This is a genomic window from Streptomyces sp. NPDC005866 (assembly GCF_040629895.1).
Taxonomy (GTDB): domain Bacteria; phylum Actinomycetota; class Actinomycetes; order Streptomycetales; family Streptomycetaceae; genus Streptomyces.
The window spans coordinates 188,083-210,487 of sequence record NZ_JBEXWP010000004.1; the positions used below are offsets into that span (position 1 = coordinate 188,083).

Genomic DNA, 22,405 nt, shown 5'->3' on the forward strand with positions numbered 1-22,405 from the left:
GCGGTAGACGAGAACGACATACCTTCGGTTCCCTTACAAACCGGTCACGCACTCTCGACAGACCAATGTGAGAGGGGTCACCCTGTCATTCATCCACGCGGGGAGGCATGGATGGGCAGGAGCCGCAGAACACTTCCGGAGGAGCTTCTGCTGCTGGCACTGGACCCGACCACGGGTACCACTGCACAGCCGCAGTCGCTCGACCTCGGTCTGGCCGGAGCACAGCTAGTGGAGCTGGCGCTGGCCGGACGGATAGCCCCAGACGGGGATCGTATCGCCGTGGTGCAGCCACGGCCGACTGGAGATCCGACTTTGGACTGCGCGTTGGAGTTGCTGCGAAGGCGTGGCGCTCCCGTGCGGGCTGTGAACTGGATCGGCGGGCCACGTCTGGGACTTCGCCAGACGTATCTCTCGCATCTGGAGCGGTGCGGCATGGTGCATGCCGTGGCGGGCCAGATGTGCGGGGTGCTGCCGACGACTCGTTATCAGGCGACTGACAACGAGATCTGCCGGGACATCCGTGGCCGGCTGGATTCGGCGATCCGCACCGGCGTACCGCCGGACCCGCGGACCGCGGCGCTCGCCGCCCTGGCCCACGCGGTCGGTCTCGGCAAGCACCTGTATCCGGGGAACGAGGGACGCTCCTCGCGTTCCCGGCTGCGGGACCTGATCCGGCACGACCCGATGGGCGGGCTCGTGGCCCACGCCGTCATGGACGTGCAGAACGGCGCGGGCGCCCAGCCACGCCGTAGCCCGGCCGCCCCGGCCGGGCGGCAGACCGGACCAGTTGCCAGGTCCGGTGCGCCGGAACCCGCCCGCGGTGTTCCGATGCAGCCGCACCGAGGTGCGGGCGCGATGGCGCGAGCCGTGGTGCACTGAGCCGCAGTGCCACGGCAGCGACAGCCGGCAACACAGCACCCCTGAGACCCGGTTCGGGAGCCGCTGGTCCGAGCGGGGCGGTGAGGCGCACGCAGTACGCGCCCCGCCGCCCCGCTCGGCTTTCCTCGTCCCACCGTCCTCGTCCGGAGTCCGGGGAATCCGGCTGGGGAATCCGGAGCGTGCCCGAACCGACGCGTACGCGCCGCATATCCACCGTTTCTCAGCGGTAGGAAGCACCTTGGTGGCAGTCTGCTCAACAGCAGATACACAAAGTGGTAGTTACAGGCAGACAGCCGGAGGTGCACGTCCCGTGGCGTCCAATGTCAATCCCACCGTCAGGCGGCGCCGGCTGGGCCAGGAGCTGCGCAGGCTCCGCGAGCTCAAGGGCATGACGGCGGAGGAGGTGGCCGAGCGGCTGCTCGTCTCCCAGTCGAAGATCAGCCGGCTGGAGAACGGGCGCCGGAGCATCAGCCAGCGCGATGTCCGCGACCTGTGCGGGGTCTACGAGGTCGAGGACCAGCGGGTCGTCGAGTCCCTTATGGAGATGGCCAGGGATTCGCGGCAGCAAGGATGGTGGCATGCGTTCGGGGACATTCCGTACAGCGTCTACATCGGCCTGGAGACGGACGCCGAGTCGCTGAGGGTCTACGAACCCCAGCTGGTCACCGGTCTCCTGCAGACCCGGGCGTACGCGGAGGCCCTGGTGCAGGGCGCGTTGCCGGAGACCTCCGCCGCCGACATCGAGAAGCGGGTCCAGGTGCGGATGCGGCGACAGGAACGTATCACCGCCGAACACAACCCCCTTCGCCTGTGGGTGGTACTCGACGAGGCCGCGCTGCGCCGGCTCGTCGGCAACAGGCTCGTGATGCGCGAGCAGCTGGAGTACCTGATCGAGATGTCCCAGCAGCCGCACATCACCGTCCAGGTGCTGCCCTTCGAGGTGGGCGCGCATCCCGGGCTCAACGGCCAGTACGCGATCCTGGAGTTCGCCGACGCGGCCGACTCCAGCGTCGTCTACCTGGAGGGCGTGACCAGCGACCTGTACCTGGAGAAGGCCCACGACGTGCAGAAGTACGCCGTGATGTACGAGCACCTGCGGGCCCAGTCGCTGAACGTCGAGGCATCCCGGCAGTTCATCGCCGACGCGGCCAAGGAGTACGCCCGCTGAGCCCTCCTGGGAGCTTCCGGGAGGCCTCCAGGGGGTCTCCAGGGGTCTCCATGGGCCTTCCGGAGGGGCGAGCGCCGGATCGTACACCGGCGCAACGCTCCAGCGGAAGTCTCCCCTGGAATATGCCATCCGGTCGAGTGAACGAGTGCTCCGGGCGAGGGAGTTGGCTAGTAGCGTCGATCACGCCAGCCGGTCAAGAGGGTTGGCGTGAATCGCTCTACAGCAACACCACAGCAAGCACCACAGCAACTCGCTACAGGAGTGGACATGGCACTGCTTCAGGGCGCCACGGAGACGTGGACGAAGTCCTCCTATTCCGCAGGGAACGGGGCGTGCGTCGAGGTGAAGTCGCCGACGACCGCTGGACTCGCCGTACGCGACTCCAAGGTTGAGGAGGGCCCGGTCCTCGCGTTTCCGACCGGCGCCTGGAATGCCTTCGTGGCTTCGGTCAAGGCATAAGGGGGCATTCGCTGACCCACCGCTCGCGCTCCCGACAACGACAACTGCACAAGCATCACCCCAAGAGCCCTCTCGACTAGCCCGCCGTCCTTGCCGAGGGGGCTCGGCTTGTGCCATCGACGATCACGTCGACCAGACGATCGCGTCGATTAGACGATCGCGTCGACTACCGGACGGGCAGTTCCTCGTCCTTCACGCCCACATCCTCCGTCACCGAGCGCCTGTGGCCCGGCGCGACCAACGCTCGCCCCTGCCCCAGGGGGAAGGTCAAGCGGCGGGAACGCCGACGGCGGTCACGGGACACCGTCTCCCATGACCGCCGCCGGGCCTGCCTGTCTGCCGGAGTCAGCCGATGGCCTTCTCCACCGCGGCCACGACCTCCGCCGACTCCGGCTCGGTCTGCGGCGAGAACCGGCCGACGACCTGGCCGTCCCGGCCGATCAGGAACTTCTCGAAGTTCCAGCGGATGTCCCCGCTGTGCCCCTCGCCGTCGGCGAACCCGACCAGCCGCTCGTACAGCGGGTGCCGGTCCTCACCGTTGACCTCGACCTTCTCGGTCAGCGGGAAGGTCACGCCGTACGTCGCCGAGCAGAACTCGGCGATCTCCTCGGCGCTGCCGGGCTCCTGGCCGAGGAACTGGTTGCAGGGCACCCCGAGCACGGTGAAGCCCTGCGCCGCGTACCGCTCCTGGAGTCGCTCCAGGCCGCTGTACTGCGGGGTCAGACCGCACTTGGAAGCCACGTTGACAATGAGCACAGCCTTGCCGGTGTAGCCCGGCAGGCCGGCGGAACCGCCCTGGAGAGCACCGATCTCGATGTCGAGCACGGACCCGTTGTTCTCAGTAGTCGTCATAAGCGGATGCTAGCTCCGCCGCGTGGCGGAACGGTTCCCGGCCTCCACGAGCACGTCCCCCGCCGCCGTCCGCGAGTACAGCACCGACCGCCCGGCCCGCCGGCGCTCCACCAGCCCGGCGTCGAGCAGAACCCTCAGATGCCGTCCGACCGAACCCAGCCCCTGCCCGGTCACCGCAGTCAGATGGGTCGTGCTCAGCGGGGCGTCGAGCTGCACCAGCACGCCGGCGCGCGCGCCGCCCAGCAGCGCGGTGAGGGCCGCCGGGACCGTCTGCGCGGTGGGGTCGGAGAGCGCGCCGGCGCAGGGGTAGACCAGGGCGTAACGATCCGGCTCCTCCCAGGAGACCCAGCCGGTCCTGGGCGTGACGGGGACGAGGAGGAGATCGGCGCCGGAGATCTCGCGGGGCGGATACTCGTGCAGATTGACCTGGAGCCGGTTGGCACCGAGCCAGCGGGTCCGCCCCGGCCGCACGGAGTCCAGCACCTCGGCCCAGCCGCCCCGGCTGACCTGCGCGGTCCGAGCCACCACATCCGCCTCCAGAATCCGCCGCCGACGCTCCCAGTACGGCCGTGCGGTCGCCTCCCACACGTACGTCAGCAACTCGGCGGCGCGGCCGGGCAGGTCGTCCCGGTCCAGGGCGGCGGGGAGGGGACCGGCGAGAGCGAGCCGGAGGTGCGCGCGGGCGTCGTCGGGGCGGGCCGCCCGTACCCGCGCGATACCGGCCTCGGCGCTCTCCCCGTCCCGGGGGGTGGGGGTCAGGAAATCGGCCGTCCACACGCGGCCGAGACCGGAGCGGACGAGCAGCGCGGTGACGGGGTCGGCGGCGAGCCGCGCCCGGTAGGCGGGCAGATGCTCGTCCAGCCAGCGCCGCTCGCCGGGGTGGGCGGCGGTGCCGTCGTGCAGCAGCCTGAGGCTCGCGAAGGTCTCGGCGAAGGGGGAGAGCAGGAAGCGGCTACGGGCGAGCGTGTCCGCGTTGAGCTGCCACCAACCCAAGGGGGTCTCCCTGTTGTTAGAGCCTCTCGCTGTCGTGAGGGGATTCCCTGCGGTTAGGGCCTCTCGCTTCCGTGAGGGGCTTGGTGCCCGTTAGAACCTTTCGCGTCCGCGCGAAACAATAACGCCCGCTACAACCACCCCCGAGACTCCCGACCATGCCCACCACCTACCGATCCCTCTTCCGCACACCCGAGTTCACCCCCCTCTTCCTCGGCTCGGCCGCCCACAACGCCGGCGGTACCGTCGGCGGGCTCGCGCTCGGCACGCTCGTCTACCGCACCACCGGCTCCCCCCTCCTCTCCGCGCTGAGCATGTTCGGCCCCTCGCTCGCCCAGGTGCTCGGCGCGACCTTCCTGCTCTCCGGCGCCGACCGGCTGCCCCCACGCACCACCCTCGCCGCGATCTCGCTCACCTTCGCCGTCGCCACCGCCGGCATGGCACTGCCCGGCCTCCCGCCCGGCGCGCTGCTCGCCGCCGTTCTGCTGCTCGGCCTCGTCGCCGCGCTCGGTGGCGGGGTCCGCTGGGGCCTGCTGAACGAGATCCTCACCAAGGACGGCTATCTGCCCGGGCGTTCGCTGTTCAACATGATGAGCGGGCTGGTGCAGATCGCCGGTTACGCCACCGGCGGCGCCCTGCTCGCCGCCGTCTCCCCGCGCACCTGTCTGCTGCTCGCGGCGGCCCTCTATCTGGCGTCCGCCGTCGTGGTCCGCCTCGGTCTGACCGCGCGCCCGCCCCGTTCCGCCGGCCGGCCCTCCGTCGCGGCGACCCGGCGTACCAACGCGCTGCTGTGGTCGTCCCGCCCGCGCCGCCTCACCTATCTCGGCCTGTGGCTGCCCAACGGCCTGGTCGTCGGCTGCGAATCGCTGTACGTGTCGTACGCCCCCGACGCGGCCGGCGCCCTGTTCGCCTGCGCTGCCCTCGGCATGCTGGCCGGTGACGTCACCGTCGGCCGGCTGCTCCCGTCCGCCGTCCGTACCCGCATGGCCACCCCGCTGCTGCTGCTCCTGGCCACGCCCTACCTGCTCTTCTTCCTGCACCCGCCGCTGGTCCTCGCCGCCGGCTGCGCCACCGTCGCCTCCGTCGGCTTCGGCGCGAGCCTGGTCCAGCAGGAGCGGCTGATGAGACTGACCCCCGACGAACTCAGCGGCCACGCCCTCGGGCTGCACTCGGCCGGCATGCTGACCATGCAGGGGGTGAGCGCCACGCTGGCGGGCTCGGTGGCCCAACTCACCTCGCCCGCTGGCGCGATGACACTCATGGCGTTCGCGTCACTCGCGGTGACGCTGACGCTGGCTACTGCTGGTCGGCAGGAGCGGAAGGCTCCGGCGCCGCCGGTTCCCGCGGGGCGCTGAGCTCCGCCGTCGGCCCGAACTTGTCGGCGATGGCGGCGATCTGCTCGATCCCGGCCTTGAGCGCGGCCTGTCCCTCGGGTGCCTCCATCTCCCGCTCGTTCTTCTCGACCTCCTGGTCGAGCCGCTTGGTCGCGCGTTCGAAGTAGCGCAGCAACTCGACCGGGAAGGGCATCACAAGCGTGGAGTTCTTCTCGGCGGCGACCTCGACGACGGTCTGCAGCAGCCGCAGCTGCATCGCCTCCGGCGAGTCGGACATGATCCGGGAGGCGTTGGCGAGCTGCTGCGCGGCCTGGAACTCGCCGTCCGCGGTGATGACGCGGGCCCGCCGCTCGCGCTCGGCCTCCGCCTGCCGGGACATGGACCGCTTCAGCGACTCCGGAAGCTGTACGTCCTTGATCTCGACGCGGTCGATGTGGATGCCCCACTCCGCGGCCGGGCTGTCGATCATCAGCGCGAGCCCCTGGTGCAGCCGCTCGCGGTCGGTGAGCAGGTCGTCGAGATCGCTCTTGCCGATGATGGACCGCAGGGACGACTGGGCGACCTGCCCGACGGCGAAGACGTAGTCCTGCACCTCGATCGCCGCGCGCACCGGGTCGGTGACCCGGAAGTAGACGACGGCGTCGACCTTCACGGACACGTTGTCCTTGGTGATGCACTCCTGCGTGGGCACCGGCATCGTGACCACCTGCACGTTCACCTTGCGCATCCGGTCTGCGAAGGGAATGAGGAAGGTGATCCCCGGGTGGCGGTACGCCGGCAGCGCCTTGCCCAACCGGAACACAACCCCGCGCTCGATCTGGTTGACCACCCGTATACCACTGCGCAGCACGAGCAGAGCCAGCACGACGACCACTACGATCCCTACGACGGCGCCGTCCATCAGCACTCACTCCATTCTCCGACGAGATCCGGACAATGATCCGGCAAGGATGAGGACACCGGACGGCCCCCTCAGGATGCGGGGCCGGGCGTCAGGAGTGCGTAAAGAAAAACGAGCGGGACCGGGTGTGAGCCGATGGCCATCGTGGGAACCGCCAGCCGTGCGGTGGCGACGGCCCGCTCGATCTGCGCCGCGGTTTCGGGCAGCGCCCGGTAGTACGCGAACGCGCAGCGCAGTGCCTCACATCCGGTGTAGGCGCGGACGAACGCGTCCCGTATCGGCGGACGCTCGCCGTCGCCGAGGGTGCCCGTGCTGGGGAACCAGTCGATGTAGCGGGCCTCATTGCCCTCCACCACGGTTTCCGCGAGGCCCGGAACGGCGTGGAAGCCGAACCACCACGGAGCGCCGCCGGCGAGGAAGTACTCGGCTCCTACTGAGTTGGTCCTCTCCCTGGACGGCCCGCTCGAAGGCCTGCGGATGTGGGCGGAGCAGCACATGCCGGCCATCGAACACAACAACCGTCGCGCCGACGGGCTGCCACAGGAGCCATAGCGGGAACGGCAAGCGGAGACGGGGCGACCGCCTGGCGACCCTGGCATCGGACAGCAAATGAGATTGATGCCCCTGCCGATTCGAAAGGGGCACTCGCTTCCCGGGTATTCACTTCCCGGTCGACGGAGCAAAGAATTCCATTTCTTTTCGTGATACCAGTGATCGCGCGCGTGACAAGGGTCGATAAAAGGCGCCGGCCCCTGCCCGAGATGGGCCGCTCCGGCGGCAACGGCGATACGTCGTCCGCCCGGGACCGGACCTGAGGTTCAGCCGTGGCGGGCGACATGCAGCGCGGTGGCCCACAGGACCGCGGCGGCCCCGAATCCCAGCAGGACACGGACAGTGGCGGCGTCGACGCCGCCGGCCAACGTCAGGACCGCGATCAGCGCCAGGGCCATGAGCAGCGCTCCGGTCCACCAGTACTGCGGCTGCGCGAAGGACCATGCGAGCGGGAGGAAGTGCAGCCCGACGATCATGCACACCACGGCGGGAACGTAGGGCCAGAGACCGAGCCGGCCGAGGAGCAGGATCGCCGCGACGACCGCCACGGACTGACCGATGTTCACCTGACCGAAAACCCGGAAGCTGTTCGGTGCCACCCGGCGCACGCGCCTTCGGCCCGGCAGCGCGCCGAACCGGACGGTGAGGATCACCGCCGTGACCGCGGCGGCCGCCGCCAGGGCGACTATGCAGAGCAACACCGGAGCGGACATACGAGGTATCAGTCCGGACAGCCCCAGGATTTCCCACATCGATGCGAAAACGGACATTATGACCGCGCCTTGCGCGGGCCCGTTCTCGCTGAATTTCCGGCTGCCGGATTCATTGATCACCGGCCCAGGCTACCGTAGCGCTTCTGTCGAAATGCAGTACAGGTGTGACGAAGCGCATGACGCTTGTCAGTATGTAACGGCACTCATTTTCCGATCCCATTCGATTCTTGAAAGATGAGCGCCCGGCATCACACGTGGCCTTGCGACGGCGCTCAGGCATCCTAGGCGCGGCCAGCCGCTTCCGGAGCGGGATCTGCGTCGTCCGGCTCGGCTGGCTCGACGACTGACGCCTGCTGCGGGGTGGCGGCGCTACGGCCCCACGCCGTGCCCGCGAGCACTAGGAGCGCGTCGGCGGCCGGGGCGAGCTCGAACTGGCCGTAGCGGCGGAAACGGTAGGTGCCTCCGTCGGCCATGTCCGTGTCGAGGGTGAGCTCGTCCCAGTGCGTGGCGAAGCGCGTCCGGGGTCTCGGGCCCCCGCGGGGGTGAGCCCACTCACATCGCTCACTGGGCCTACTACGGACGGTCGTAGGTGCCACTGCGCACCGTCCGGGCGAGAAAGCGGTGCCTCCGCAGGGGCTAACTACGGCCATTGTTCGTAATAGGGACCGTTGGCGCTGGATGTGCGCGGGTTAAGAATGGGCGATGCCGTGCAGTGCCGCCGGTCCCATACCGCGGCGCCCACCTCCGACGTGGGCACATCGGGCCGCGTACCGATCCGGTCTTGCGGTCGCGTCACCCGAGCCCATGGAAAGAGGTGTCCCCCTGTTCAGCCATGTCCTGCTCGCCGATTCCTCGGTCGGCGCCGCATTGGCCGCAGCAGCTGACCGGACGATGGCCTTCCTGGACTACTTCGCCGGCGTCTTCACCCTGCTCTCGCTGACCGCCGCGGTGGTGTGCGGGCTCGCTGCCACCGACCGGCTGGTGCTTACCCGCCGGCTGCGGGTGGCCGTGCAGTCGGTGCACCGGGCGACCGCCGTCGCGGCGCTCGGCTTCCTGGTGATCCACGTCGCGGTCAAGGTCGCGGAGCGGCACGCCGCCCCGCAGACCGCGGTGGTGCCGTTCAGCGGCGGCACCCTCTTCGCGGTGAGCCTGGGCACGGTCGCCGCCGACCTGCTCATCCTGGTCGCGGCCACCGGCGTGCTCCGGGGCCGGTTCGCCGGCAGCCGGCGCCCGTGGCTGTGGCGGGTTCTGCACTCCATGGCGTACGCCTGCTGGCCGATCGCGCTGGCCCATGGGCTGACTGCGGGGCGTCGCGCGCACGCATGGGTACTGGGGGGCTACGGCCTGTGCGCGGCCGGGGTGGCACTCGCGCTCATGGTCCGCGCCCTGTCCTACCTGGGCTACCGCCGGGCCCTGAGGCGGCGCCGGCGCGGCTCCAGGGCGTACCGACCCGCCGCCGCACACCCGGCCGCACTCGCCGGTCTGTCCACGCCGTCCCGCCGCACCGTCACCGCTGCCCGCCCTCTCACACGCGCAGCCCGGCCCACGCCGCCGACGGAGGCAGGCCCCAAGTACGTGCCGAACGCCGACCCGGCCCGGCAGCCCAAGCACGCCGCGCCGCCGGAGCTCCGGCCGCTGCGACTGGCCCAGCCCAGGAGCGGCCGGTGAAGGGGCCCACGCTGGAGCTGCCGGAGGTGCGCCGGCTGGGGTCGGCCCGGCTGACCGCCGGCCTGGACCGTCACCGGCGACTGGACCTCGCCGCGCACCACCGCGTCCACCCGCCGCTTCCCCGGCTGGACCGGGACGGTCTGCTCGCCCTGGCCGAGGCCGTCGACCTGCGCGGCCGCGGTGGCGCCGGCTTCCCCTTCGCTCGCAAGGCACGGGCCGCGCTGACCACCGCCGACCGGGTCGGCGCGCCGCCGGTCATCGTGGTAAACGGCGCCGAGGGCGAGCCGCCCAGCGCCAAGGACAAGATGCTGCTCGCCCGCGCGCCGCACCTGGTGCTGGACGGGGCCTGCCTGGCGGCGGCTGCGTTCGGAGCCGAGGAGATCGTGATCGGTGTCGCCGCAGGCAGCCCCGGCGAGATCTCGATACCCGCCGCCCTCGCCGAGCGTGAGCTCCCCTGCCCGGCCCGGACCCTCTGTCTGCCCGAGCGCTTCGTCTCCGGCGAGTCCGGGGCCCTGATCCGCGGCGTCAACGGCCTGCCGGTGTTGCCGACGCCGCTGAAGACCCGCGCCGCCGAGGGCGGAACAGGCGGCGTGCGGCGCCGCCCCACACTGCTCTCCAACGCCGAAACCTGGGCCCAGCTCGCCATCGCCGCCCGGCTCGGCCCCGACGCCTACGCCGCCGTCGGCACCGCCGCCGAACCCGGCACAGTCCTGCTCACCGTCAACCGGCCGCGCGCCGGTCCACTGGTGGTCGAGGCCCCGGCGGGGACCCGGCTGGGTCCGCTGCTGGACGCCTGCGGCCTCGAGCCGGGTGCCGGAGTACTGGTGGGCGGCTACCACGGCGCCTGGCTGCGTCCGGAGGACGCCATCGGCGCGCCGCTCTCCCGTGCCGGCCTCGCCGGCCTCGGCGGGACGCTGGGCGCGGGCGCGATAGTCACCCTGCCGCACGACACCTGCCCGCTCGGCGAGACAGCCCAGGTCGCGGCCTGGCTGGCGGCCGAGTCCGCCGGCCAGTGCGGACCGTGCAAGCGAGGCCTGCCCGCTGCCGCCGAGGCCCTCGCCCTGCTCGCCGCAGGCGCCGCCGACGCCGCGGTGCTGGAGGACGCCCGGAGTGCCGTCGGCGCGGCCCAGCGCGGTGGCGCCTGCTCGCACCCGGACGGCACGGCCCGCTTCGTGCTCACCGCGCTCGACGTCTTCGCCGCCGACGTCGACGTCCACGTCTCCGGCCCCGGCTGCGGCCGCCCGGTGCACGGCGTGCTGCCGCTCCCCCCTACGAAGGGCGCCCGGCTGGAGGTGAACTGGTCCCGCTGCTCCGGCCACGGCCTGTGCACCGTGCTGGCCCCGGACCTCATCCGCCTCGGCCCGCACGGCTACCCCACGTCCACCACCATCCCGGTGGCTCCCTGGCAGGAGCACGCCGCCCGCCGCACCGTCAACCAGTGCCCGGCACTGGCCCTGCGCCTCCAGCACAGCGAGTGACCCCTGCCTCCCGGGCCTGAGCGGGATCGAATCCTGACAGGTAGCGATCGTCCCTGCCGTGCTGTGCCGTTTCGGGATTGTGGGGTCGTCGCCGTTGGACCGGAGTGGTGTTGAGGTGCTGGATCTACCTCATCGACAGCGAGGTCCTGATCGAGTTCCAGGACGGTGAGGGGTTCACCGCCGGGCGGCGCCGCGTCGACCTCAGGTGGAGGCTCATCAGCTGCCGGTCCGCGCCGGGCCGACCGCGCCACACGAGTACGTCCTCATGTGTGCCGCATCCGTTCTCTACGGCACCCGTCCGAGGGACCGTCGGCTGCTCAGGCCACCGCTCACTCGGTGCGCAGCGCGGTGGCGGTGCCGGTCTTGGCGGCCCAGCCCGCCGGGAGCAGTGCGCCCGCCACCGCGATGACCAGCCCGCCCAGGGCGAGCAGGGCCAGCTCGGGCGCGCGGTAGACGGCGATGTCCGAGGGGGGCAGGTTCATGCCGACGGCCTCGCCCATGAGCGGTGTGATGCAGCGATGCAGGGCGACACCGGCCGGGACCGCCGCCACTCCGGCGAGCAAGCCGATTCCGGCGACCGAGGTGACGACCATGGTCACGGTCTGGCGGGGGGCCATGCCCAGGGCCTTGAGGACGCCGAGGTCGTGGACGCGGTCGCGGGTGTCGAGGACGACCGTGTTGAGCACGCCCAGGCCCGCGACCGCGACGAGCATCAGGGTGAGCATCCCGACCAGCGTGTCCATGGTCGCGATCACACCGGACGGGTTGGCGGTGTTGGCCAGGCCTACAGCGCCGACCGGGTCCAGTGCGCCGTTCAGCGAGGTCAGGTAGTGCGCCAGATCCGTGCCCGGCTTCGTCTCCACGTTGTACCGGCCCGGTTTCGCGTCGAGGCCCAGTGCCGCGAGGGTCGAGGTCGGGGTCAGGAGTTCCATGCCGTCGCCCTCGGTGAAGAACGCCTCGCCGACGATCCCTACCGAGGCGTGCCGCCCCTGCTCCGTCAGGGTCACCGTGTCCCCGACACGGATTCCGGCGGCCTTCAGGAACCGGGTGGTGACCACCGCCTGGCCCGGGCCGTCGAGCCAGTGGCCCGAGACCAGCTGGGGGGCGGCCCACGAAGCATCGCCCTGATACGCCACCACGGTGGTGGCGCCGGTGACCCCGGATGCGCTCACCTGCGCCTGGGCCGTTCCGTAGAACCGGCGGGTCCCCTGCTGCGCACGGAGTGCGGCGGCGACCTCGGCCGGGTCCGTCTTCGGCGCGGCGGGCCCACCGCCCGCGTGGACCGCCTGGGCGCCGGGAGGCGCCTGCCCGCCGCCGGTCCCCACCACGACCGAACCGGCCGAGTCGAGCATGCGGCCCGACTGGACGGCCCCGAGCGTCAGGGCGAGCCCGACCCCGAAGGTGACGGTGGCGGCGCCGAAGGCGACCGCGGCGGCCGTCGTCGCCGAACGTGCCGGGCGGGCAAAGGGGTTCGCCAGCCCGAGGCTGACCGCGCGCGGCAACGGCAGCCGTCCCGTCAGGCGCCGCGCGAGGCGCCCCCGGCCGGTGCCGGGTGTACGCCCGACGGTGATGGCCTCGACGGTGCGCAGCCGGCCGGCGCGCAGGGCGGGCACCAGAGCGGCGCAGGCGACCAGGGCGAGGGCCGCGGCGGGCACAACGGCGTCGATCCACAAGGGAATCGATGCCGCCGGGCCGTCGAAGGCCGCGCCGACCTCCCCGAGCACCGGTATGGCCAGCAGGTTGCCCAGCACCAGCCCCAGGGCGCAGCCGGCCGCCGCCGGGATCAGTGCCTGCCCGACGTAGGCCCGTACTACCTGCCCGGGGGTGAAGCCGAGGGACTTGAGAATGCCGATGCGCCGGGTCGCGGCGCCGACCGCGCCGCTGACCACGATGCCGATGACCAGGACCGAAAGGAGCAGTCCGAGGACACCGAAAGCGGCCAGGAAGGGCACGAACGCCTTCGCGTTGGCGGTCTCCTGCTGCCTGACGGCCAGATAGGACTGCGACCCGGTCAGTGCGCCCTTCGGTACCGCCGTCGTGACCGCGGCGCGGTCGGCGGCCACCTGGGCGTCCGTGTCCGCATGGCGGAAGCGGTAGAGCATTTCGTACGTGGGTGTGCCGCTTGTCGCGGTCAGTGCCTCGGCCTGTGTGGGAGTCACCCAGGCATCCGCGGTGCCGGTCACCGACCGGGCGATGCCGACCACGGTCAGCGTGGGGCCGCCCGGCGCGGCGGGGAGCGTGAGCCGCGCGCCCGGCTGTACGGGCACCTCGCCGTCGGCGACCACGATCTGGCCGGGGCGGGTGGCCCAGGTGCCCGCGACAAGGCTGACCCTGTCGACGCGGCCCGCGGCATCCGCCCGGCCGACGACCGTCAACGGCGGCAGATCGACACCGGCCGGAAGGACATCCGAGCGCGAGGCCGTGCGCGGGCGTACGGAAACGGCCCGGAAGGGTCCGGCCGCGGCGGTCACGCCCGACGCGTGGGCGGTTGCCATGAGCTTCGCGGCCGTGACCTTCGTCCCGTCGAACTGCGCGGTCAGGTGGGCGCCGTGCTGCTTGGCGAAGGCGTGGTCGAAGGGTGCCTGGGAGGCGACGAGAAGTCCGGCGGCGAGGACCGAGGCGGTGACGGCCATGAGCGTGGTGAGCATCATCACCGCGGTCTGCACGCGTCGCCGTGCGACTCCGGCGCGTACCACCCGGCCCAGGGCGCTCATCGGGTCACCGTCGCCGCATGCCTGGTGTCCCGGACGATCCGGCCGTCGACCAGCTCGACGGTGCGGCTCGCGCAGGTTTCGGCCAGGCCCAGATCGTGGGTGACCAGGACGATCGTCTGCCCTTCGGCGTTGAGTTCGGTCAGCAGTTCGCGGACGTCTTCGCCGGAGGCGGTGTCCAGCGCGCCCGTGGGCTCGTCGGCCAGCAGCAGGGCCGGACGGTTCATCAGGGCCCGCGCGACGGCGACCCGCTGACGCTCCCCGCCGGACAGCGTGCCGGGGTAGGCGCCGCCGTGCCGGTCGATGCCGAGGTGCTCCAGCAGACCGGCGGCACGCCTGCGGGCCTCGGCCCGGGGCATGCCCGCCAACTGGGCCGGCAGCAGTACGTTGTCGGTGACTGTCAGGTCGTCCAGGAGGTTGAAGAACTGGAAGACCATGCCGATCCTCGTCCGCCGGTACTCCGCCGACCCGGTCTCGCTCAGCTCGTCCACCCGCAGCCCGTCGACCGTGACGCTGCCCGCGCTCGGCCGGTCGAGTCCGGCGATCAGATTGAGCAGCGTCGACTTGCCGCTGCCGGACGGCCCGAGGACGGCGAGTGCCTCTCCGGCGGCCACGCTCAGTGTCACGTCGGCGAGGGCCGGCGGCCCGTCCCCGTACGTCCTGGTCGCATCGCGGATGTCGATGACGGGCGCGGTCGCTGCCACGGTGCCTCCATGGGCCGGTGGTTGACGGTTCGGGCCGACGGTAGGGGCGGGGGCAGGCCGGGGGCGTCGCCTGCGACGGCGAGACCGCCTACCGTCCAGGGATGACCCGCCGAGCACGTCATCCTTGCGATGTACGCGGGGGATGTAGGGGATGCGGGCATCCGTCAGCGCCGGGTGGGATGTGGCCGGGTACGGGACTTGCCACACTGTGCCCATGGGCGGACCTGTTCGGGCGGAGATCGTCGAGCGGTGGCGGACAGCTGTCGCGGCGCTGCTGCGCCGCAGCCCGCTGCCGCGCCCGTCCCGGTGGATGTGGACGGCCGACGCGATCCTCGCCTTCGTCCTCGCCGCCTGCACGGTGGGCAGCACTGCCCACAGGCAGGGCGGGATCACCGACCCGGCGCCGCCGGTTCTGGTGCCTACGCCGCCGGTACCGGGCACCGCGCCGACCGTTCCGCTGCCGCCGGTGAGCGTGGCGGAGCATCTCGTGGCCGTCCAGCCCGGGCAGTTGGTGCTGGCGGCCCTGACCGCGCTGCCCCTGGTGGTGCGCCGACGGTATCCGCTGTCCGCGTTCTGGGCCGTGACCGGGGCGAGCCTGCTGTTCAACCAGCGCCTGGGCGGCGGCGACCCGACCGTGTACACCTTCCTGTCGTGCGTGGTCGCCGCCTACAGCGCCGCCGTCTACAGCCCGTACCGGGCGCCCGCGCTCACCAGTCTGGTGGCCGGAGCCTGCCTGCTCGCCGTGTTCCACGACGAGAACTTCCCGTACTTCACACCGGGTTTGGTGCCGTTCCTCGCGCTGCTCGGGGTGGGGCTCGGAGCCAACGCGGTCCACACCTGGAAGCAGCGCCTACGGGTCCTGCAGGAAGACCACGAGGCCGCCACCCGCCTTGCGGTGCACCGCGAACGCTCCCGGATCGCGCGGGAACTGCACGATGTCGTCACCCACAATGTGAGTGTGATGGTGATCCAGGCGGGTGCGGCCCGCAAGGTGATGGACACCGCGCCCGACCGGGCCCGTGACGCACTGCTGGCCGTCGAGGCCGGGGGGCGCACCGCGATGGCCGAACTGCGCCACACCATGGGCCTGCTCACCATGGCCGACGAGGGGCAGGCCGCCGAGGCCGAACTGGCGCCGCAACCGGGCCTCGGCCAGGTGGCGGTCCTGACCGACCGCATACGCGAAACCGGCGTCCCCGTCGAGCTGACCGTCACCGGCACCCCGGCGCCACTTTCCGCCGGCGCCGACCTGGCCGCGTACCGCGTGGTGCAGGAGGCGCTGACCAACACGGTCAAGCATGCCGTCGGCGCCCGAGTGCGGATCGCCATCGACCATCTCCCCGGCGCCGTGCACATCAAGGTGTCCGACACCGGCGGCACCTCCGCGGCACGGGTCGCTCCCGGCGGCGGCCGCGGACTGACCGGCCTCCGTGAACGCCTCGCCGTCTACGGAGGCAGCCTCCAGGCGGGCGAAGGTCCCACCGGCGGTTTTCAGGTCCGCGCCGTCATACCGGTCGAGGAGTGTGCGTGACCGAGCCGCCGCGTGTGGTGATCGCCGACGATCAGGCGCTGGTCCGTACCGGCTTCAGCATGATTCTGGCGGCGGACGGAATCGAGGTCGTCGCCGAAGCCTCCGACGGGGACCAGGCCATCGACGCGGTCCGCCGCACCCTCCCCGACCTGGTACTCATGGACATCCGGATGCCAGGGACCGACGGTCTGGAAGCCACGCGCCACATCCTCTCCGGCACCGTGCCCGATCCGCCCCGCGTCATCATGCTGACCACCTTCGACCTCGACCGCTACGTCTACGCCGCGCTCACCGCGGGCGCGAGCGGCTTCCTCCTCAAAGACGTCACGCCCGAACACCTGGTCGCCGCCGTCCGCCTCGCACGCACCGGTGACGCGTTGCTCGCCCCGGCCATCACCCGACGCCTCGTCGAACGGTTCGTCTCCCGCCACACCGGGTCCGTCGCCCTGCACCGCGACCTGGCGGTACTCACGCCCCGCGAACTCGAAGTCCTCCGCTCACTGGGCGGCGGCCTGAGCAACGCCGAACTCGCTGCCCGATTCCGCTTGAGCGAGGCCACCGTGAAGACCCACGTGGCCCGGATCCTCGCCAAGCTCCGCCTGCGCGACCGCGCCCAGGCCGTCGTCGTGGCCTACGAGACCGGCCTGATCATCCCGGGAGCAGACGCCCCGTCGACGGGGGCGTAGGCAGCTTCGAAGATCGCATCCGCACCGTCCCGCCCCTGCCGCATCGAGGCCCGGCGAACCATCTCCCGCCCCCGCCCGGTTTGCGCGGCTCCCCGGCGCTCGTTCGCGTTTCTTAAAGACCCCGGAAACCCGCCCCTGATCTGTAGCGATCATGACAAATTCGGGTAGGCATGCCGACATGCCTTCACGTCGATCGCGTTCGGGAACCAAACGCCTCGCCGCCCTCGCCGCCGCCGCGGCGCTGATCCTGGTCGGCTGTGACAGCGGCGGCACACCGCACTCCGGTGACGGCCGGCAGCAGCTGACCGTGGCGGCACTGCCGCTCACCGACTCCGCCGCCCTCTACCTGGCCCGGGACCGTGGGCTGTTCGCCAAGGAAGGCCTGGACGTGCGCATCCAGCCCGTGCAGCAGAGCATCCAGGCGCTGCCCGCGCTGCTCAAGGGTCAGGTGGGCGTCATCGCGAGCGCGAACTACGTCACCTACTTCCAGGCGTACGAGAAGGGCACCCTGGACCTGCGCATTCTGGCCGAGGGGGTGCGGATCGCCCCGCACATGATGGATGTCCTCGTGCCCAAGGACTCCGCCCTGAAGTCGCCCGCGGACCTCGCCGGCAAGAAGGTCGCCGTCGCCGTCCTCAACAACGTCCAGTCCCTGACCCTGAACGCGATCCTCGACGCCCGGCACGCCGGGCGACCCGTCTACCGGCAGATCCTGTTCCCGCAGATGGGCCCCGCTCTGCAGAGGGGCCAGGTGGACGCCGCACACGCGGTCGAGCCCTTCGACACGGCCATCCAGGGCGAGTTGGGCGCGAGGGTGCTGCTCGACGGCGGATCGGGGCCGGCGAGCGGCCTGCCCGCCAGCGGGTACATCACCACGGCCGACTTCGTGAAGAAGAACCCGAAGGCAGCGGCGGGTTTCCGGCGTGCCATCGAGGCGGCATCCAAGCTGGCTGCCGAGGACCCGGCGGCTGTGCGCACCGAACTGCCCAAATACACCAAGGTGACCGCGGACCAGGCCGCGTCGATCCACCTGCCGGCCTATCCACCGGCCGCCGATCCGTCCGCCCTGCGACGGCTCGTCCGGCTCATGCGCACCCAGGGAATGCTGAGCAAGGACATCGACCCGGCACCCCTGCTGGTGAAATGACACGACGTCAGGAACTCCTGCTGGGTCTGCTCGGCGCCACGGTCGCCTTCGGGATCTGTGAGGCGGTGGCCCGGGCCGGGATCGTCCGGCGCAGCTATCTGCCGCCCGCATCCGAAGTCCTCGACCGCGCCGCGCACTTGGCGGGTGACCCGGCCTTCCTCGACGGGATCGGGGTGACCCTGCGGGCGTGGGCGCTCGGCCTCGGGCTCGCTTGTGCGCTCGCGGTGCCGCTGGGACTGCTGCTGGGCGCGGTGCCGGTGGCGGAGGCCGCCGCACGCGCCGTGATCGAGTTCCTGCGGCCCCTGCCGTCCGTCGCGCTGATCCCCCTGGTGTCACTGCTGCTCGGGTCGGGCACACAGACCGAGGTGACGCTGATCGCGTACGCCTCGCTGTGGCCGGTGCTGTTCAACACCGTCTATGGCCTCGGCGAGACCGACCCGCTGGCCAGGGACACCCTGCGCGCCTTCGGGTTCGGCCGGCTCGCGGTGCTGCTGCGGGTGGAGCTGCCGGCCACCGCCCCGTTCATCGCCGCCGGCGTGCGGATCTCGGCCGCGGTCGCCCTGATCCTCGCCGTCGCCACGGAGATCCTTTCCGGCTTCGGCCAGGGCCTCGGTATCTTCATCGCCCAGGCCCAGACCGGGACCGACGGCACGCGGGACGTGCTGGCCGGGGTGGTGTGGGCGGGCGGTCTCGGGCTGGTGATCAACGGCCTACTGGTCGGCGCCGAGCGGCGGTTGTTCGCCTGGACGCGGGAACCCCGCCCAGCGGCGGGGAAGTCGGAGCGGGACCGCCCATGACGCAGTCGCAGCCGGAGCCGCAGTCGCAGCCGGAGTCGCCGCAGACGCGGGGCAGCGCACGGCCCGGATCCGCACCCGGCTCGCCTCGCACCGCCGCCGTGCCTTTCCTGCTGCGCTGGTCGGTGTTCCTCGGCGCCGTTCTCTGCTGGGAGCTGGCCGCCCGTGCGCAGGACAGCGTGTACTTCCCGCCGCCGCTGCGGATCGCCGGGCACGCCCGCGACCTGTGGTTCTCGGGCCCTGCCGGCCATCTGTTCCTCACCTCGGGCGCCGTCGGCACCATCCTGCCGAGCCTGGGCCGGATGGCGGCCGGGTTCACGCTCGCCGCCGTCGCCGGGATCGCCCTGGGGATCGCGGTGGGCCGCTCACGCCGGGCGTACGCGCTGTGCAACCCGGTGCTCCAGTTCGCGCGGGCCGTGCCACCGCCCGCGCTGGTGCCGGTGTTCGTCGTCGTCTTCGATGTCGGTACGCCCATGCAGGTGGCGTCGATCGTGTTCGGCGCCGTGTGGCCGGTGCTGATCAACTCGGCCGAGGGCGCCCGTGCCACCGATCCGCTGCGGCTCCAGGTGGCGGCCGTGCTGCGGCTGACGGCACCCGAGCGGCTGTGGTTCCTGATCCTGCCCTCGGCACTGCCCCGGATCTTCGCGGGGCTCCGGCTCAGCCTGTCGCTGTGCCTGATCCTGATGGTGTTCTCGGAGCTGCTGCCGGGCAGTGACGACGGCATCGGGTTCACGCTCACCGACGCCCAGACGCGCTCCGACCTGCTCACGGTGTGGTCGGCGCTGCTGCTGCTCGGCACACTCGGATATCTCCTCAACACCGGACTGCTGGCGGTCGAGAAGCGGCTCGTCGGCCCGGGATCGTCCGCAGGGAGGACAGCATGACGACAGCCACCGTGCACGAGGCGGTCGTACGGTTCATGCGCGACACCGGCATGACCACGGTCTTCGGCAATCCGGGCTCCACGGAACTGCGGATGTTCCGCGACTGGCCGGACGACTTCACCTATGTGCTGGGTCTGCAGGAGTCCGTCGCCGTCGGCATGGCGGCCGGGCACGCGCTCGGCACCCGGCGGGCGGCGTTCGTCAGCCTGCACTCGGCCGGCGGGGTAGGGCACGCGCTCGGCGCGGTCTTCAACGCCTTCCGCGACCGGGTCCCGCTGGTGATCGTGGCGGGCCAGCAGGCGCGCTCGCTGATCCAGCTGCGGCCCTTCCTCGGCGCCGACGAACCGGCCCTGTTCCCCCGCCCGTACGTCAAGTACGCGCGCCAGCCGGAGCGGGCCGAGGACGTGCCGGCCGTGCTCGCCGAGGCGTACCGGATCGCGATGGCGCCGCCACGCGGCCCGGTGTTCGTGTCGGTGCCCGAGGACGACTGGGACCGGCCCGCCGAGCCCGTCACGCCCCGCACGGTGCACTCGGGTTTCACCGCCGCCCCGGCCGCCCTCGACGCGCTCGCCGCCCGGCTGGAGACCTGTGGGCGCCCGGCGCTCGTGGTGGGTCCGGGCGTGGACGACGAGGACGCGCTGGACCAGGTGCGGGCGCTGGCCGAGCGGATCCGGGCCGGGGTGTGGATCAGCCCGCTCTCCGGCCGCTCCGGCTTCCCGGAGTCGCATCCACTGTTCCAGGGCTTCCTGCCGCCGGTCGCCCGCCAACTGGCCGCGCGTCTCGCGCCGTACGACGTGGTGGTCGCCCTCGGCGCACCGGTGTTCACCTATCACGTGGCGGACGGCGGACCACCGCTCGCGCCCGGTACCGAGCTGTTCCATCTCGACTGCGACCCCGGCCAGGCCGCCTGGCTGCCCACCGGCACCAGCATCGTCACCACCCTGCGGCCCGCCCTGGAAAGGCTCACCGGGCTTCTGAAAGAACCCGACCGAGCCCCGCCGCCGCCCCGGCAGGCACCCGTCCCGGCCCGCGACGAGGGACACCTCACCCCGGAGCTGTTCTTCGACCTGCTCCGCGCCCGGCTGCCGCGCGACCGGGTCCTCGTCGAGGAGGCACCGAGCCACCGTGACGCGCTCCACGCGCGCGTGCCCGTCGAACTGAGCGGCGGCTTCCTCACCACGGGCAGCGGGGCGCTCGGCTGGGGCCTGCCCCTCGCGGTGGGCCGGGCCCTCGCCGACAGACGCCGGGTGGTGTGCGTGGTCGGGGACGGCTCGGCGATGTACTCGGTGCAGGCCCTGTGGACCGCGGCCCGCCACACGGCACCGGTCACCTACGTCCTCCTGGACAACGGCGGTTACGCGGCCGTCCGCGCGCTGGGTCGCCGGATCGGCATCGCGCCCGTCCCCGGCACGGACATCACGGGCATCGACTTCGCGGCACTCGCGGAGTCCTTCGGCTGCCCCGCGGCCCGCGTCGAGCACCCCGAGGAACTGCCGGCCGCCCTGGACCACGCCCTGGGCCGGGGCGACGACACCGGCCCCTTCCTGCTGCACGTCGCGGTCACCGGCAGCGCGGGCACCCTGTACGAGCCCTGGGCCGGGTGAGGGATGCTGCGCCTCGACTCCGTCAGCCGGCACTTCGGTGACCAGCACGTCCTGGACGGCATCAGCCTGACCGTGCCCGACGGGCAACTCCTCAGCGTGGTCGGGCCCTCCGGCTGCGGCAAGTCCACGCTGCTGCGCACCGTCGCCGGGCTGCTGCCCGCACAGCAGGGCACGGTCACGGTCGACGGGACACCGGTGACCGGCGTGCCGGAGCGGCTCGCGGTGGTCTTCCAGGAGTACGGCCGCTCGCTGCTGCCCTGGCTCACCGTCCGTGACAACGTAGCCCTGCCGTTGCGCCGCCGGGGCCTGGCCCGCGCCGCCCGCCGGACCGAGGCCGAGACGATCCTCGAACGGGTCGGGCTGCACGGGGTCGCCCGGCGCCACCCCCGGGAGCTGTCCGGAGGTATGCAGCAGCGCGTCGCCATCGCCCGCGCCCTCGTCTGCCGGCCCTCGCTGCTGCTCATGGACGAGCCGTTCGGCTCGCTGGACGCGGGCACCCGCGAGGATCTGGAGGACCTCCTCCTCGAGGTCCATCGCGCCGACGACACGACCATCGTGTTCGTCACCCACGACATCGACGAGAGCGTGTACGTCGGCGACCGTGTAGTCGTCCTCTCTCCCGGCCCCGGCTCCCGTGTCGTCCGGGACCTGCCGGTCGCCCTGCCGGGCAAGCGCGACCAGATCACCACGCGCAGCTCTCCCGGTTTCGTGGCGCTGCGCACGGAGGTGGGACGGGCGGTACGAAACGCTCCGCCGGGAGGGCGGGACTGAGCAACTGGCCACGATGTGCCGTCCGCCGTCCGCGGCCCCGTCGTGGCCGGCTGCCCCGACCCAGCGGCCGCGACCGGACGCCAACCAACACGTCGCTGACCACGTTCCGGGGGCTGAGAGACGAGAGGCGTACGGGGACGCCCCCAAGACCGACGCCGGCACGCGGACCATCGCGCTGGACCCCCACACGGAATGGGGAAGTGCCTGGGCGGAGTCCGTACGCGTCTTCACCGAGGAGAACGGCGAGATGCTCCCCCTGCCAACGTCGCCGCCGGGCGCCTGGGTGTGCTGGCGTACGCCCTCGTTGATGTCAGGCCTGCATGTCAGCCGCGTGTGACTGGCTTCGGTTCAGTCGCCGGAGTGGCCCCAGAAGTATCTCCTGGGGATTGCCCTCGTCGTCGTGCAGCAGCACCGTGCATCGTCCGATCCATCGCGACCGGGGGAAGACGTCGAAGCCCTTGACGTGTACGCGGGTCAGCTTCTCCGTCCCCAGCAACTCGTCTGCCTCCTCGGCCGTTACGGGGCGCACGGTGTTGTAGTTCGGGGCGTCGTCGGGTCCCACGACGCGGAAGATATCCA

Annotated in this window: 20 protein-coding genes and 1 pseudogene; 13 read left to right on the forward strand and 8 right to left on the reverse strand. The window is 71.8% G+C overall.

The genetic code is table 11. The features are described 5' to 3' along the window. Positions 1 to 111 precede the first annotated feature (111 nt). The 3 genes from ABZ396_RS07800 (at position 112) to ABZ396_RS07810 (ending at position 2,506) form a co-directional block, all read left to right on the forward strand. Positions 112 to 879 (forward strand): GPP34 family phosphoprotein, encoded by a 768-nt coding sequence (locus ABZ396_RS07800; protein ID WP_358916716.1) that lies wholly within the window; start codon positions 112 to 114, stop codon positions 877 to 879. A gap of 310 nt (positions 880 to 1,189) precedes the next feature. Next, complete coding sequence (locus tag ABZ396_RS07805; protein WP_358916718.1) at positions 1,190 to 2,047, forward strand: helix-turn-helix transcriptional regulator; 858 nt, start codon at positions 1,190 to 1,192, stop codon at positions 2,045 to 2,047. 267 nt (positions 2,048 to 2,314) lie between these two features. Continuing rightward, positions 2,315 to 2,506 carry a DUF397 domain-containing protein gene (locus ABZ396_RS07810; protein WP_358916720.1) on the forward strand — a complete coding sequence of 64 codons (192 nt, stop codon included), beginning with the start codon at positions 2,315 to 2,317 and terminating at the stop codon, positions 2,504 to 2,506. Between the two features lie 345 nt (positions 2,507 to 2,851). Here ABZ396_RS07810 and ABZ396_RS07815 read toward each other — a convergent pair whose 3' ends face one another. Both ABZ396_RS07815 and ABZ396_RS07820 read right to left on the reverse strand, forming a co-directional pair. Beyond that, entirely contained in the window at positions 2,852 to 3,358 is a 507-nt protein-coding gene (locus ABZ396_RS07815; protein ID WP_358916721.1) for a glutathione peroxidase, read from the reverse strand. Positions 3,359 to 3,367: 9 nt separating this feature from the next. Further along, complete coding sequence (locus ABZ396_RS07820) at positions 3,368 to 4,351, reverse strand: winged helix-turn-helix domain-containing protein (RefSeq protein ID WP_358916723.1); 984 nt, start codon at positions 4,349 to 4,351, stop codon at positions 3,368 to 3,370. Between the two features lie 155 nt (positions 4,352 to 4,506). Here ABZ396_RS07820 and ABZ396_RS07825 point away from each other — a divergent pair, with 155 nt between their 5' ends. Next, positions 4,507 to 5,703 (forward strand): MFS transporter, encoded by a 1,197-nt coding sequence (locus ABZ396_RS07825; RefSeq protein ID WP_358916725.1) that lies wholly within the window; start codon positions 4,507 to 4,509, stop codon positions 5,701 to 5,703. On the opposite strand, the gene ABZ396_RS07830 is transcribed toward ABZ396_RS07825, so the two are convergent. From ABZ396_RS07830 to ABZ396_RS07840, 3 genes and pseudogenes are all read right to left on the reverse strand, one after another. Continuing rightward, positions 5,645 to 6,583 (reverse strand): slipin family protein, encoded by a 939-nt coding sequence (locus ABZ396_RS07830; protein ID WP_358916726.1) that lies wholly within the window; start codon positions 6,581 to 6,583, stop codon positions 5,645 to 5,647. The two genes, ABZ396_RS07825 and ABZ396_RS07830, sit on opposite strands and share 59 nt — an antisense overlap. Before the next feature lie 119 nt (positions 6,584 to 6,702). Beyond that, positions 6,703 to 7,014: pseudogene (locus ABZ396_RS07835) on the reverse strand (alpha/beta hydrolase); the annotation flags it as partial. 387 nt (positions 7,015 to 7,401) lie between these two features. After that, positions 7,402 to 7,848 carry a hypothetical protein gene (locus ABZ396_RS07840; RefSeq protein ID WP_359184094.1) on the reverse strand — a complete coding sequence of 149 codons (447 nt, stop codon included), beginning with the start codon at positions 7,846 to 7,848 and terminating at the stop codon, positions 7,402 to 7,404. Between the two features lie 804 nt (positions 7,849 to 8,652). Here ABZ396_RS07840 and ABZ396_RS07845 point away from each other — a divergent pair. Beyond that, positions 8,653 to 9,516, forward strand: coding sequence for a hypothetical protein (locus tag ABZ396_RS07845; protein WP_358916728.1), 864 nt, complete (start codon positions 8,653 to 8,655; stop codon positions 9,514 to 9,516). After that, on the forward strand, positions 9,513 to 10,994 hold the full coding sequence (locus ABZ396_RS07850) for an NADH-ubiquinone oxidoreductase-F iron-sulfur binding region domain-containing protein (protein WP_359184097.1): 1,482 nt from the start codon (positions 9,513 to 9,515) through the stop codon (positions 10,992 to 10,994). Before ABZ396_RS07845 ends, ABZ396_RS07850 begins: the two co-directional genes overlap by 4 nt. A 329-nt stretch (positions 10,995 to 11,323) precedes the next feature. Here the strand turns inward: ABZ396_RS07850 and ABZ396_RS07855 are convergent, their stop codons facing one another. Then, positions 11,324 to 13,708 carry an ABC transporter permease gene (locus tag ABZ396_RS07855; protein WP_358920741.1) on the reverse strand — a complete coding sequence of 795 codons (2,385 nt, stop codon included), beginning with the start codon at positions 13,706 to 13,708 and terminating at the stop codon, positions 11,324 to 11,326. Continuing rightward, positions 13,705 to 14,409 (reverse strand): ABC transporter ATP-binding protein, encoded by a 705-nt coding sequence (locus ABZ396_RS07860; RefSeq protein ID WP_358920739.1) that lies wholly within the window; start codon positions 14,407 to 14,409, stop codon positions 13,705 to 13,707. Before ABZ396_RS07860 ends, ABZ396_RS07855 begins: the two co-directional genes overlap by 4 nt. Positions 14,410 to 14,623: 214 nt before the next feature. Here ABZ396_RS07860 and ABZ396_RS07865 point away from each other — a divergent pair, with 214 nt between their 5' ends. From ABZ396_RS07865 to ABZ396_RS07895, 7 genes are all read left to right on the forward strand, one after another. Next, complete coding sequence (locus ABZ396_RS07865; RefSeq protein WP_358920738.1) at positions 14,624 to 15,940, forward strand: histidine kinase; 1,317 nt, start codon at positions 14,624 to 14,626, stop codon at positions 15,938 to 15,940. After that, positions 15,937 to 16,626, forward strand: coding sequence for a response regulator transcription factor (locus ABZ396_RS07870; protein WP_358920736.1), 690 nt, complete (start codon positions 15,937 to 15,939; stop codon positions 16,624 to 16,626). The genes ABZ396_RS07865 and ABZ396_RS07870 overlap by 4 nt, the downstream gene beginning before the upstream one ends. Before the next feature lie 178 nt (positions 16,627 to 16,804). Beyond that, positions 16,805 to 17,773: an ABC transporter substrate-binding protein gene (locus tag ABZ396_RS07875; protein WP_358920734.1), complete on the forward strand. Its 969-nt coding sequence runs from the start codon at positions 16,805 to 16,807 to the stop codon at positions 17,771 to 17,773. Then, positions 17,770 to 18,570 carry an ABC transporter permease gene (locus ABZ396_RS07880; protein ID WP_358920732.1) on the forward strand — a complete coding sequence of 267 codons (801 nt, stop codon included), beginning with the start codon at positions 17,770 to 17,772 and terminating at the stop codon, positions 18,568 to 18,570. Before ABZ396_RS07875 ends, ABZ396_RS07880 begins: the two co-directional genes overlap by 4 nt. Further along, positions 18,567 to 19,451 carry an ABC transporter permease subunit gene (locus ABZ396_RS07885; protein ID WP_358920731.1) on the forward strand — a complete coding sequence of 295 codons (885 nt, stop codon included), beginning with the start codon at positions 18,567 to 18,569 and terminating at the stop codon, positions 19,449 to 19,451. The genes ABZ396_RS07880 and ABZ396_RS07885 overlap by 4 nt, the downstream gene beginning before the upstream one ends. Then, entirely contained in the window at positions 19,448 to 21,055 is a 1,608-nt protein-coding gene (gene mdlC, locus ABZ396_RS07890) for a benzoylformate decarboxylase (protein WP_358920729.1), read from the forward strand. Before ABZ396_RS07885 ends, mdlC begins: the two co-directional genes overlap by 4 nt. 3 nt (positions 21,056 to 21,058) lie before the next feature. Beyond that, positions 21,059 to 21,826, forward strand: a complete 768-nt coding sequence (locus ABZ396_RS07895; protein ID WP_358920727.1) for an ABC transporter ATP-binding protein — start codon at positions 21,059 to 21,061, stop codon at positions 21,824 to 21,826. A 310-nt stretch (positions 21,827 to 22,136) separates the two neighbouring features. On the opposite strand, the gene ABZ396_RS07900 is transcribed toward ABZ396_RS07895, so the two are convergent. Continuing rightward, a complete protein-coding gene (locus ABZ396_RS07900; protein WP_358920725.1) occupies positions 22,137 to 22,388 on the reverse strand; it encodes a hypothetical protein in 252 nt (83 codons plus the stop codon). Between the last annotated feature and the right edge of the window lie 17 nt (positions 22,389 to 22,405).